General features: G+C 74.6%; 10 protein-coding genes. 5 read left to right on the top strand and 5 right to left on the bottom strand.

Features of this window, described 5'->3' with window-relative positions; all coding sequences use genetic code 11:
- Positions 1–6: 6 nt before the first annotated feature.
- The 5 genes from ACWED2_RS35385 to ACWED2_RS35365 are packed head-to-tail and all read left to right on the top strand — an operon-like array spanning position 7 to position 5,719.
- Positions 7–225, top strand: coding sequence for a DUF5988 family protein (locus ACWED2_RS35385; protein WP_449694873.1), 219 nt, complete (start codon positions 7–9; stop codon positions 223–225).
- Positions 226–235: 10 nt separating this feature from the next.
- Complete coding sequence (locus ACWED2_RS35380; RefSeq protein WP_449694872.1) at positions 236–1,246, top strand: 3-oxoacyl-ACP synthase III family protein; 1,011 nt, start codon at positions 236–238, stop codon at positions 1,244–1,246.
- Positions 1,243–3,228, top strand: coding sequence for a CocE/NonD family hydrolase (locus tag ACWED2_RS35375; RefSeq protein WP_449694871.1), 1,986 nt, complete (start codon positions 1,243–1,245; stop codon positions 3,226–3,228). Before ACWED2_RS35380 ends, ACWED2_RS35375 begins: the two co-directional genes overlap by 4 nt.
- A complete protein-coding gene (locus ACWED2_RS35370) occupies positions 3,219–4,415 on the top strand; it encodes a phthiocerol/phthiodiolone dimycocerosyl transferase family protein (protein WP_449694870.1) in 1,197 nt (398 codons plus the stop codon). The genes ACWED2_RS35375 and ACWED2_RS35370 overlap by 10 nt, the downstream gene beginning before the upstream one ends.
- Positions 4,416–4,426: 11 nt before the next feature.
- Complete coding sequence (locus tag ACWED2_RS35365) at positions 4,427–5,719, top strand: glycosyltransferase (RefSeq protein WP_449694869.1); 1,293 nt, start codon at positions 4,427–4,429, stop codon at positions 5,717–5,719.
- Here the strand turns inward: ACWED2_RS35365 and ACWED2_RS35360 are convergent.
- The 5 genes from ACWED2_RS35360 to ACWED2_RS35340 are packed head-to-tail and all read right to left on the bottom strand — an operon-like array spanning position 5,691 to position 12,189.
- A complete protein-coding gene (locus tag ACWED2_RS35360; protein ID WP_449694868.1) occupies positions 5,691–6,467 on the bottom strand; it encodes an ABC transporter ATP-binding protein in 777 nt (258 codons plus the stop codon). The genes ACWED2_RS35365 and ACWED2_RS35360 overlap by 29 nt on opposite strands.
- Positions 6,454–8,370: a dipeptide/oligopeptide/nickel ABC transporter permease/ATP-binding protein gene (locus ACWED2_RS35355; protein WP_449694867.1), complete on the bottom strand. Its 1,917-nt coding sequence runs from the start codon at positions 8,368–8,370 to the stop codon at positions 6,454–6,456. Before ACWED2_RS35355 ends, ACWED2_RS35360 begins: the two co-directional genes overlap by 14 nt.
- Entirely contained in the window at positions 8,367–9,308 is a 942-nt protein-coding gene (locus ACWED2_RS35350) for an ABC transporter permease (RefSeq protein ID WP_449694866.1), read from the bottom strand. Before ACWED2_RS35350 ends, ACWED2_RS35355 begins: the two co-directional genes overlap by 4 nt.
- Positions 9,296–10,648 (bottom strand): GH1 family beta-glucosidase, encoded by a 1,353-nt coding sequence (locus tag ACWED2_RS35345; RefSeq protein ID WP_449694865.1) that lies wholly within the window; start codon positions 10,646–10,648, stop codon positions 9,296–9,298. The genes ACWED2_RS35350 and ACWED2_RS35345 overlap by 13 nt, the downstream gene beginning before the upstream one ends.
- Positions 10,645–12,189, bottom strand: coding sequence for an ABC transporter substrate-binding protein (locus ACWED2_RS35340; RefSeq protein ID WP_449694864.1), 1,545 nt, complete (start codon positions 12,187–12,189; stop codon positions 10,645–10,647). The genes ACWED2_RS35345 and ACWED2_RS35340 overlap by 4 nt, the downstream gene beginning before the upstream one ends.
- Positions 12,190–12,209 lie beyond the last annotated feature (20 nt).

The raw sequence follows: 12,209 nt of genomic DNA, 5'->3' as shown, positions 1-12,209 counted from the left end.
ACGGCCATGGGCTCTGCCGAGCCGACCGTGAAAGTGACCTTGAAGGGAGCACCCGACGGAATGCCCGAGACCGTGCTGGTCCGCTGCGTCGAACTCGACGGCGACCGGCTGAAGATCCCGTTCCGGGCCGGTTACGAGCACTTCGTCCCCCAGGAAAACCCCCGCGGAGTACCGGAAGACGGCGCCGTCTTCGTCTGGTGCGACCGGACGAAACTCGCGGAATAGAAGGGCGCCCATGAACACCGCCATTCTCGGAACCGGCTCGTACCTGCCGGAGACCGTGCTGACCAGTGTCGAACTCGGCCGCCGCCTGGGCCTCGGCGACCAGTGGATCTTCGACAAGACCGGCATCACCGAACGCCGGGTCGCGGCGCCGGAGGAGGCGACGTCCGACCTGGCCACCCGGGCCGCCGAACACGCGCTGCGGGCCGCCGGCCTCGCCGCCACCGACATCGACCTGCTGATCGTCGCCACCTCGACCCCCGACCAGCCGATGCCGGCCACCGCCTGCACCGTCCAGGCCAACCTCGGGGCGATGCGCGCGGCGGCCTTCGACGTCGACTCCGTGTGCAGCGGATTCGTCTACGCGCTGGTCACCGCGCACGCCCTGCTCGACGCCGATCCCTTGCCCCGCAACGCCCTCGTCATCGGCGCGGACACCTACTCGCGCATCCTGAACTACGAGGACCGCCGGACCTGCGTGCTCTTCGGCGACGGCGCCGGCGCGGTCGTGGTCGGCAAGCGCGGCGGCGGCCGCGGGCTGCTGTCGACCGCGCTGGGCACGGACGGGACGACGGCGGACTTCGTCACCGTGCCCGGCGGCGGCAGCAGGCGGCCGGCGAGCGCGGCCACCCTCGCCGCGGGCGAGCACTTCTTCGCCATGCGCGGCAGGCAGGTCCGGGAACTCGCCGGCCGGGTGCTGCCCGACCTCGTCGTCGACGTCGCGAAGGCGGCGGAGCTCGACGTGTCCGAGGTCGACCTCATCGTGCCGCACCAGGCGAACGGCCGGATGCTGCAGGACCTGGCCAGAACCCTCGACCTGCGGCCGGACCAGATGCACCTGACGATCGAGCGCTACGGCAACACCGCCGCGGCGTCCGTCCCGATCACCCTCGACGACGCCGTCCGCTCCGGACGGCTGTTCGACGACGACGTGGTCCTGCTCGTGGCGTTCGGCGGCGGCATGAGCTGGGGCGGGGCCACGCTGCGCTGGACCCGCCCGCGCAAGCCGGCGGAGCCGCGGTGAGCCGGCCCCCGGCGCGGGTGCCGCGGTCCCGTCCGCCCCGCCACCAAGTCGAGTTCCGCGGCGACGTCCGCATCCCGTCGAGCGAACCGGGCCTCACCCTGGGCGCCGACCTCTACCTGCCGAAGACCGGGTACCGCGTGCCGGCGCTGGTGACCCTCCACACCGGACGGAAGGACGGCCTCGGCGGCGTCTCGGCGAGCCGGTACCTGCGGTACTTCGCCGAACGCGGCTACGCGGTGCTGTACGTGGACTGCTTCGGCATCGGGACGTCGGAAGGGACGCCGCGGCCGCTGCTCAGCCCGGGCGAGGTCGCGGACGGCGTGTCGGTGGTGGAATGGGCCGCCGCGCAGCCGTGGTGCACCGGCCGGGTCGGCATGTGGGGCCTGTCCCACGGCGGCCTGACGACGCTGGCCGTCGCCGCGCAGCGGCCGCCCGCGCTGAAGGCGATCTTCCCGGTGATGGGCTGGACCGACGTCGAGCGCGACCTGGTGCACCCGGCCGGCCAGCGCGGCGGGATCGGGATGTTCGGGCACCTGAGCCTGTACAACATCTTCTGCGCGCTGCTGCCGCCGCTGCGCGCCGAGGACCGGGAGAACTACGAAAGCCTCTGGAAGGAACGGCTGGAGAAGTTCGAACCCTGGTTCGCCGACGCCTGGGCCCACCCGCCGGGCCACGCGGTGTGGGCCGAGCGCCGGATCGACGCGCGGCGGATCACCGTGCCGTCCCTGTGCGTCGCCGGCTGGCGCGACCTGTTCTGCGACGGGATGATCGCCGCCTACCAGCAGATCCGCGGCCCCAAGCAGCTGATCGCCGGACCGTGGCTGCACACCTTCCCGGACGTCGCGCCGGTGGCGCCGTTCCCGTCGGCAGTGCTCGCCTGCGAGTGGTGGGACCGGTGGCTGCACGGCCGGGCGCCGCGCGCGGGCACCCGCGAGCGGACCGCGACGTTCTTCGTGCAGGGCGCGGGCGCGCGCTGGGTGCGGGCCGGGCAGTGGCCGCCGGAGAAGAAGGCCGACCACGTCTTCGTCGCCTCCCGCTCCGGGCACCTGTACCGGTCGGCTCCGGGCGGCCGCCCGTCGGGGGCGGCCACGGTCACCGGCCGCGGCGACCCGACCGTCGGCGCGCTCAGCGGCCTCACGAAACACCCCACCGACCGGTTCGGCTACCCGCTCGACCAGCACGACGACGACGCCCGCACCCTCGCCTTCACCAGCGCGCCGCTGCCGGAACCGCTGCTGATCGCCGGCCGTCCCTCGGTGCGGCTGCTGCTGGGGCCCGGCACCACCGCGACCCGGTGCGTGCTCAAGGTGACCGACGTCGACGAGCAGGACCGGTCGCTGCTCGTCTCGTCGGGCACCGTGCACCTGGCCCGGCGGGAGGACGTCGTCCAGGTGCAGCTGGACCCGACGTGCTACCAGGTCGCCGCGGGCCACCGGGTGCGGCTGGTGGTGGCGGAGGCCGACATCCCGCGGCTGTGGCCGGCCGCGGAACCCGGGCTGCTCGGCGTCCGCGTGATCCGCGGGCACGGCGACTACGTCGGCTTGGCCGCCGAGGAGTACGCCGGCCACCAAGCCACGACGCTGACCCTGCCCGCCGCCGATCCCGAGGCGCTCACCGAGGTGTCCGTCCCGCCGGCGGCCCGGCGCGGCCCGGCCGGTCCGGACCGCGACCGGTGGGAGATCGCCCGCGACCACCTCCGCTCGGCGGTCCGGCTGACCGTCGAGAAGCGGGACCGCCTCCGGCTCCCCGGGGCCGGCCGGGACTTCCTCGCGATGACCACCCGGGTGGACCTCGGCGTGCCGGAACACGACCCGGCGGGGACGCGGATGACGGCGACCGGGGAGAAGACCGCCGAAACCCCGGACGGCGACCGGGTCGTCGTCCGGGCCGGCATCGACATGGGGGCCGCGGACGCCGCGGTCACGGCCGAAGTGCTCGTCAACGGCACGCAGTTCTTCACGCGGGAGTGGAAATGGACCTGACCGGGCTCGAACGTCCGCTGAACTACCTGGAACTGGCCCACCTCGACCGGGTGGTGATCATGGCCGCGGAGTACGAGGGCGACCTCGACACCGACGTGCTCGCCCGCGCGTTCCGGCAGCTGTGCGCGGTGCACCCCGTCCTGCGGGCCCGGGTCCGCGGGAGCTCGCCGGAGGCCGTGCTCGCCGTCGACCCGGACCACGAGCCGGAGCTGATCGTCCTCGAGGACGGGCCCGACGCACTGGCGCGGATCACCGCGCTGCCGTGGGACGCCACCGCCGGGGTCGCCGACCTCGTGCTGGTCCGGGGCCCTGCGCACGGGTACGTCGCCCTGCGCACGGACCACTCGATCACCGACGCCAACGCCTGGCTCGGCACCTTCCGCGAGCTGCTGCGGGTGTTCGCGGCGCTCGCGGCGGGGGAGGAGCCGGTGTGCGAGCCGGGCACCGCCCTGCCCGCGCCGCCCGCCGCGCTCTTCCACGAACGGCTCGGCCTCATCCCGTACGACCGGCGGCTGTTCCACTCCGCGACCCCGCCCGAGCCGACGGCCGGTATCGCCGGCCTGCACAGCGGGTACCTGCGGCTGGGCGTCGAGGAGACGCAGTGGCTCAAACGCGCGGCGCGGCGGTACGAGACCACGGTGCACGGCCTGGTCTCCGGCGCGATCCTGCTCGCCCAGCGCGTGCTGGCCGGCGGCCGGGAGAGCGTGCCGATGTACTGCGTGTCGCCGGTGGACTTCCGGCGGCGCGTCGACCCGCCGGTGGGTGAGCTCGAGACGACCAACTTCATGATGTCCTACGTGGCCGAAACGGCCGTTTCGCCGCGGCTGAGCCCGGTCCTCGTCGGCCGCGAGGTCAAGGCCCGGATGGACGAGGTGCTCGCCGGCCCGGAAGGGGTGCGGGAGGCGGCGCCGATGGCGGACGCCCTCGGGCGCAACCTGTCCTACGCGCTGATCAGCAACCTCGGGGTGGTGGCGGAGTTCCCGGCGCCGCCCGGGGTCGCGTTCACCGAGCTGCACATCCTCGACACCGTCGGCGACACGTTCTTCCCCGGCTACTACGTCTCGACCTACCGGGACCGGCTGACCGTGCTGCACATCTTCACCGAGCGGTTCTTCACCCGCGGCGACGTCGACCGGCTCGTCCGGGAACTGCACGAACAGCTGCTGATCGTCGGCGCGTCGGCCTAGGGAGGGATTTCGTGAAGGTGCTGTTGCTGACCCACGGCAGCCGCGGCGACGTCCAGCCGTTCGCCGCGCTCGGTGCGGCGCTGACCGGGGCCGGGCACGAAGCGGTGCTGGCCGCGCCGGCGTCGTCGGCCGGGGTGGGCGAGCCGTACTGCGCCCGGGTGATCCCGCTCGACGACGGGACGAACAAGCTGGTAGACGACCGGGCGGCGTGGGAGGCCGTCGAGCGGAACTTCCGCGGCCTGCGCGGGAAACGGCTGTTCCTGCGGCTGCTGCGCCGCAACCGGGCGGCGATGGCCCGGGTGTTCGTGGACCTCGCGGCGCTCGCCCGGACACCGGCCGCGACCGACGGCGTCGACCTGGTCGTGCACCAGGTCAACGTGCCGGGGCACGCGATCGCCGAACTGCTCGGCGTCCCGGCCGTCCCGGTGTGCCTGCAGCCGTTCTGGGTGCCGACGCCGTCGCTGCCCGACCCGCTGTTCCCGTTTCCGCTGCCCGCCACGCTCAACCGGGCGTCGTACGCGACGACCAGGACGTTCGTGCGAGCCCTGACCGGGAGCCCCGCGCGGTTCCGCCGGGAGGGGCTGGGCCTGCCCCGCCGCCGCTTCGCCCACGACCCGCTCCGGCGGCCCGACGGCACGCCGGCCCCGGTGGTGCAGGCCTTCAGCAGGCACCTGCTGCCGCCGCGGGCGTGGTACGCGGAATCGGTGCACACGCCCGGGTTCTTCTTCCTGCCGCCGTCCCCGTGGACGCCGCCGGCGGACCTGGCCGGCTTCCTCGCGGCCGGCGACCCGCCGGTCTACCTGGGCTTCGGCAGCATGGTGGGCAGCGACCCGGCCCGCACCGGCGCGATCGTGGCGGCCGCCCTGCGCGCGACGGGGCTGCGCGCGGTGGTGGCGCTGGGCCGCGGCGCGATCCTCCCGGACGGCTTGGGAGACAAGGTGTTCTGCCTGACGCAGGCCCCGCACGACTGGCTGTTCCCCCGCATGGCGGCGATCGTCCACCACGGCGGCGCGGGCACGACCGGGGCGGCGCTGGCGGCCGGGCGGCCGCAGGTGGTCTGCCCGTTCATGTTCGACCAGCCCTTCTTCGGCCGACGGCTCTTCGCGCTCGGCGTGGCCCCGCGGCCGCAGCCGCTGCGCGAGCTGACCGCGGCCGGGCTGGCCCGGGCGATCGGCGAGGCGGTCTCCGGAAGTATGCCGGCGCGGGCGGCGGAGCTGGCGGAGTCGATCCGGGCGGAGGACGGGGTCGGGCACGCGGTCAAGGTGCTGGAGGCGCTCACCGCTGCGTCGGAGTCGGCTCGGTGAGGTGGCCGTCGCGCAGGAGAACCGTGCGGTGGCAGAAGAAGCGCACCACGTCCGCGTCGTGGGAGATGAACAGGTAGCCGAGGCCGAGCTGCTGCTGCAGGTCCAGCAGCAGGTTGAGGATCTGGGCCTGCACCGACAGGTCGAGCGCGCTGGTCGGCTCGTCGCAGACCACCAGGTCCGGCTCCGGGACCAGCGCCCGGGCGATGGCGATGCGCTGCAGCTGCCCGCCGGAGAACGAACCGGGGTACCGGGCCGCCACCGCGGGGGACAGGCCGACCCGGGTCAGGGCTTCGGCGACCTTCCGCCCGGCCGCCCGGCGTGGCAGGCGGTGGACCACCCGCAGCGGCTCGGCGAGCGTGCTGCCGATCGTGCGGGACGGGTTCAGCGAGCCGTGCGGGTCCTGGAAGACGATCTGCAGGTGCCGGCTCAGCGCCCGCCGCCGCCGGGGGCCCGCGTGCGTGATGTCCTCGCCGCGGAACAGGATCCGCCCGCCGGTGGGCCGGACCAGGCCGACGACCGCGTGCCCGATCGTCGACTTCCCCGACCCCGACGCGCCCAGCAGCCCGAGCGTTTCCCCCGGCCGGAGGGCGAGGTTCACCCCGGCCACCACAGGGTGGTGCGGCCGGTAGCCGACGGCGAGGTCCTGCAGTTCGAGCAGCGGCGCGTCGGCATCGTGGCGCGGGTTCGGCGTGGTGGCCCCATCGGGTGTGGTGCCCGGGTGGTGGCCGTGGGGTTCAAGCAGAGGCACGTTCCCCTCCCGGGGCGAGCTTGGCGTGGTGGCGGCACCGGGTGCGGTGCCCGGCGGCGGGTTCGGACACCGGGACCGGCGCCGCGGTGCACTCGGGGGTCGCCAGCGGGCACCGCGGCGCGAAGTGGCAGCCCCGCGGCCAGTGCGCGGGATCCGGGACCGACCCGGGGATCGCGGCCAGCCGCGAGCCGGGCCGTGCCCGGCCGGGCAACGCACCGAGCAGGCCCTCGGTGTACGGGTGGCGAGGCTGCGCCAGCAGATCGCCGACCAGGCCCGTCTCGACGATCTGCCCGGCGTACATGACGTAGGCCCGCCGGCAGAACTCCGACACCACCGCCCAGTCGTGGGTGATGAGCAGGATCGCCATCCCGCGTTCGGCCTGCAGCCGCGCGAGCAGGCCCAGCACCTCCTCCTGCACGGCGGCGTCGAGCGCGGTCGTCGGCTCGTCGGCGATGAGCAGGCTCGGCTCCCCGGCCAGTGCCATGGCGATCGCGACGCGCTGGGCCATGCCGCCGGACAACTCGTGCGGGTAGCGGCGGGCGACCGCCTCCGGCAGGTTGACGTCGCGCAGCAGAGCGAGCGTGCGCTCGCGCACCGAGGCCCGCGATCCGCAGTGGCGCAGCCGGACCAGCTCGCCCAGCTGGTGCGCCACCGTGAACACCGGGTCGAGGGCCGCCACCGGGTCCTGCGAGATCAGCGCGATCCGCGAGCCGCGCAGCCGGCGGATCGCCCGCGGCCCGGCCAGTGCCAGGTCCGCGCCGTCGAACCGGAGGCTCCCGGCGGTGACCGCGCCGCCCGCCGGGAGCAGGTCGAGGATCGCCCGCCCGGTGATCGACTTGCCGCAGCCGGATTCCCCGACCAGCGCGACGGTTTCGCCGTGGCCGACGTCGAGGTCGAGGTCCGTCACGACGACCCGCCCACCGGACAACGTCACCTCGGCGCCCCGCAGGGACAGCAGCGCCGTGGTCGGCTCCTTCCGCGGTGTCAATGCCGGCGGGGCCGCCCGGTGCGCACGGTGCAGGCGGTCGCGCAACGGCCCCTCGTGGTCGGCGGTCGCGTCGCGGACGACGTCGCCGAGCAGGCCGAAGGCGAGGATCGCCAGGCCCAGCACGACCCCGGGCGGCACCAGCAGCCACGGCTGGCGGTCGATCACCGACGCCGCCTGCGCGATCATGTCGCCCCAGGTGGGATCCGGCGGCTGGGCGCCGAACCCCAGGTAGCTGAGCCCGGCGTCGATCAGCAGCGCGCCCCCGGCCAGCAGCGACACCTGGACGATGACCGGGCCGGCGATCCGCGGCAGCACGTGCGCCGCCACGATCCGGCGGTGCGGCAGCCCGCACACCCGCGCGGCGGCGACGTACAGCTCCTTGCGCACGGCCAGCGTGGCGCCCCGGACCACCCGCGCGAGCCCGGGCGAGACGAGCACGCCGAGCGCGATCATCACGACGGTCTGGTGCTCGCCCACGACGGCCAGCACCACCAGCAGCGTCATCAGGACCGGGATGGCGAGCAGCACGTCGACGACCCAGGTGAACGCCCGGTCGAACCAGCCGCCGAGGTACCCGGCCAGTACCCCGCCGGTGACGCCGGCCCCGACCACCGTGACGACGACGATCGCGGCGTGCAGCAGGCTGATCTGCCCGCCGTACATCAGCCGCGTGAGCACGTCCCGGCCCAGCGCGTCGGTGCCGAGCGGGTGCGCCGGACCCGGGCTGGCGAGCACGTGGTCCAGGTCGGTCGCGACCGGGCTGTACGGCGCGAGGACGGGCGCCAGCACCGAACCGGCCACCAGCAGCGCGAGGTACCCCAGCGGCAGCAGCGCGAGCGGGCGGCGGAACGCGGCGAGCCACCGCCGTCCGGGCCGGGTGCCCCGGGCGACGAACTCCTCGATGCCCGCGGTCACCGGACCCTCGCCTTCGGGTTGAGCCGGCCGTAGGCCAGGTCCACCACCAGGTTGACCACCACGACGATCACCGTGAACACCACCACCACGCCCTGGATCATCCGGATGTCGTGCAGGGAGGTGGCCTGGACGGCGAGGCCGCCCAGGCCCGGCATGGCGAAGACCGACTCCACGAACACCGTGCCGCTGAGCAGCCCGATGAACGTCAGCCCCACCAGGGTCACCACCGGGATCGCCGCGTTGCGCAGCGCGTGGCGCAGCACCACCGACGTCTCCGGGACGCCGTGGGCCCGCAGCGCCGTCACGTAGTCCCGGGAGAGCGCTTCCAGCATCGCGTCCCGCGTCTGCTTCGCGAACACGGCGATGCCGGGCAGCGCCAGGGTCGCGACCGGCAGCACCAGGCTGCGCGCCCACCCCGCGGGCGACGCGCCGAGCGCGACGTACCCGGTGGCCGGCAGCAGCCGGACGGTGACCGCGAAGAGCGTCACCATCGTCAGCGCGAACCAGAAGCTCGGCAGCGCGTAGCCGACCAGCGAGAGCACGTCGACGACCCGGCCGATCCGGCCGCCGCGCACGGCACTGACCACGCCGAGCGCGACACCGGCGAACGCGGTCACCGCCGTCGCGCAGCCGATGAGCGAGAGCGTGACCGGCAGCCGTCCGGCGATTTCGCCCGCCACCGGAAGCCCGCTGACCGGCGACGTGCCGAGGTCGCCGCGCAGCGCGTCCCGGAGCCACTGCCCGTACTGCACGAGGACGGGCTGGTCGAGGCCGAGCTGGTGACGCAGCTGCTCGTGGGCCGCGACGCTGAAGTTCTGGCCGAGGATCGCCCGGGCGAGGTCGCCGGGAGCGGCCGACTGCAGCAGGAACGCCAGCAGGGAAACGACGAAGACGAGCGCCACCGACACGACCAGGCGGTGCGCGATCAGCCGGAGCATGTCCCCGCCTCCTCCCCGTCGGCGGGCTGGGCCGCGACGAGCTCCCGGTACCACCGGTAGGACGCCTTGGGGGTGCGGGCGAGCGTCGCGAAGTCGACGTGCACCAGCCCGAAGCGCGGGCGGTAGCCGTGCTCCCATTCGAGGTTGTCCAGCAGCGACCAGACGTGGTAGCCGCGGATGTCCGAGCCCGCGTCGAGGGCGGCGCGGACCTGCCGCAGGCAGGCCCGCAGGTAGGCGATGCGCCGCGGATCCGGCACCGCGCCGGTGCCGTCCGGTTCGTCCGCGTCCGGGTACCCGTTCTCGGTGATCTGGACCGGCGGCAGGTCCGGGTAGTGCGTGCGCAGCCACGTCAGCAGCGCGCCGAGCTCGTCCGGCACCACCGGCCAGCCGAGCAGGTTCGTGTCCGCGCCGGGGACCGGCACCCGGGTGTAGCCGAACACGCCGGCGTCCGACGCGGCGACCCGCGCCGGGGCATACCAGTTGACCCCGACGAAGTCGAGCGGGGCCGCGATGAGCGCGCGGTCGGTCGCCGGCGCCTCGATCACCGGCCGGCCGTCGAGGTGCGGGTAGTCCCCGCGCTGCAGGGGATCGAGGAACAGGCGGTCCTCGTAGGCCTCGGCCCGGGCGGCCGCGGCGACGTCCTCTTGCCGCCGGGTGGCCGGGGTCGTCCCGGCCAGGTTGAGGCTGATCCCGATCTCGGCGCCGGGCACGTGGGCCCGCAGGCGCGGGACGGCCAGCCCGTGCCCGAGCATCAGGTGGTGGGCCACCCGCACCCCGTGGCAGCGCGCGGAGTCCTTCGGCAGGCCGGACATCTCCGCGTGCATCACCGACAGCGGCTCGTTGAGCGTGAGCCAGTGCCGGACGCGGTCGCCGAACCGGACGGCCAGTCCTTCGGCGTAGTCGGCGAACCGGGCCGCGGTGTCCCGGTCGGCCCAGCCGCCGGCGTCCTCGATCGGCTGGGGGTGGTCCCAGTGGTAGATCGTCAGCATCGGCTCGATCGCCCGCGCCAGCAGCCCGTCGAGCAGCCGGTCGTAGAAGGCCAGCCCGCCGCCGTTCCAGCGGCCGCGGCCGAGGGGCTGCACGCGCGGCCACGACACCGAGAACCGGTAGCTGCCGATCCCGAGCCCGGTCATCAGGTCGAGGTCCTCGGTGAGCCGGTGGTAGTGGTCGCAGGCGACGTCGCCGGTGGCGCCGCCGGCCAGCCCGCCCGGGCGGTGGGCCCGGGTGTCCCAGGTGGACGGTCCCTTCCCGTCGGCGTTCCAGGCGCCCTCGATCTGGAAGGCGGCCGTGGCGACGCCCCACCGGAAGCCCGGTGGGAACACCGGATCCGCGTCGGTCATGCGCGGCCGGCCGGGTGCCAGGCGGCGACGCTGGGGAACGGCTTGCCGGGTACCGGGGCGACGTCGACGGTGTCGCGGTAGAACAGCAGGCCCGGGCTCAGGCACACCGGCAGGAACCAGCCCAGCTCGACCACGCGCCGGACGATCCGCCGGTCGAGGCCGGGCCGGGTCGTGTCGTCGGCGGCCGCGGCCTGCCGGTCGAGGCTCTCCAGTTCGGGATCGCTGCTGTGGAAGGGGTTCATCCCGATGGCGTCCTTCAGCCAGAGCCCCCGGCCCATGAAGTAGGCGGGCAGCACGCCCCAGCCCATGGTGGAGGCGGGGAACTCGGTGAGCGCGGTGTTGGCGGCCGCGGGTTCCTTCGCCGTGATCCGCAGCGTGACGCCGACCTGCTGCAGGTCCGACGCGATGGCCTGGGCCAGGTCGCCGGGGAACCCCGGGGCCGACGGGATCACGACCGGCAGCGCGAACCCGCCGCCGTGCCCGGCGTCGGCCAGCAACCGCCGGGCCCGGCCGGGATCGTGGGTGTAGAAGGGTTGTTCGCTGTAGCCGTCCTGCCCGGGCGCCGAGGGCTGGTCGACCGGGACGCCGTACTCGCCGAGCAGGGCCGCGGTGATCTTGGCGCGGTCCACCGCGTAGTTGAGCGCCTGCCGCACCCGCACGTCGGCGAGCGGCGGGCAGAGCGTGCCGGCCCGGTCGTTGAGCTGCAGGCCCATCACGATGGCCGGGCTCGAGGCGATCGCGAAGCCGGCCGCCTTCGCGCCGCCGGCGATGGCGTAGCTGCCGGCGACGACGTCGACCTGGCCGGTCTTCAACGCGGCGAGGGCGGTGTTCTCGTTGGGCAGCACCTTGATGGTGATCTTGTCGTAGAACCGGCCCGCCGCGTTGAAGTACTTCGGGTTGGGGCCGTAGGTGTAGTGGTCGTTCGCGACGGTCTCCCCGGGCAGCAGGACGTACGGCCCGGCCCCGAAGGTGCGGGTGGCGAGGTCCGCGGGCGCGGCGGCCCCGGCCGGGCTGATCACGTTGCCGGCGAGGAAGTCCTGGGTGAACAGCGACGGCAGCAGCGGGTGCGGCTGGTTCAGCGTCAGCCGCAGCACCAGCGGGCCGGTCGCCGTCATCGTGGCGATCGGGGCGAGGAACGCCGCCGCCTGGCCCGCCGACCGGCGGAAGTGCTCGATGCTGGTCTTGAGGCTCTCCGCGGTCAGCGGGCTGCCGTCGCTGAAGCTCACCCCGTCCCGCAGGGTGAGTTCGAAGGCGGTGTTGCCGGTGCCGAGGTAGCGCCACGCGGTGGCGAGCCGGGGCTGGTAGCTGCCGTCGGCGGCCCGGTAGATCAGCGGGTCGTAGGCGGGCTGCAGGAAGAACTGGGACTCGCCGCCGGCCTTCGCCGGGTCGAGGCTGGTCGGCGGCCAGTACTGGCCGATGCGCAGCGTGCGGTCCGCGGCCGAGGAGCCGGACGGCCCGCCGCACCCGGCGGCGAGGCCGGCGGCGAGCAGCAGGCCGCCGACGGTGAACTCGCGGCGGGAGAGGACGGCAGGGGCAGACATGGAACACCTTTCGCTGGGGC

Source organism: Amycolatopsis sp. NPDC005003, from assembly GCF_053600695.1.
This window is presented reverse-complemented; position numbering and strand designations above follow the sequence as displayed.

Excerpts from the sequence above, each read along its gene's own strand:
- ACWED2_RS35385 (WP_449694873.1), top strand. The coding sequence starts at position 7 with ATGGGCTCTGCCGAGCCGACCGTGAAAGTGACCTTGAAGGGAGCACCC.
- ACWED2_RS35340 (WP_449694864.1), bottom strand. The coding sequence starts at position 12,189 with ATGTCTGCCCCTGCCGTCCTCTCCCGCCGCGAGTTCACCGTCGGCGGC.
- ACWED2_RS35350 (WP_449694866.1), bottom strand. The coding sequence starts at position 9,308 with ATGCTCCGGCTGATCGCGCACCGCCTGGTCGTGTCGGTGGCGCTCGTC.
- ACWED2_RS35345 (WP_449694865.1), bottom strand. The coding sequence starts at position 10,648 with ATGACCGACGCGGATCCGGTGTTCCCACCGGGCTTCCGGTGGGGCGTC.
- ACWED2_RS35370 (WP_449694870.1), top strand. The coding sequence starts at position 3,219 with ATGGACCTGACCGGGCTCGAACGTCCGCTGAACTACCTGGAACTGGCC.
- ACWED2_RS35380 (WP_449694872.1), top strand. The coding sequence starts at position 236 with ATGAACACCGCCATTCTCGGAACCGGCTCGTACCTGCCGGAGACCGTG.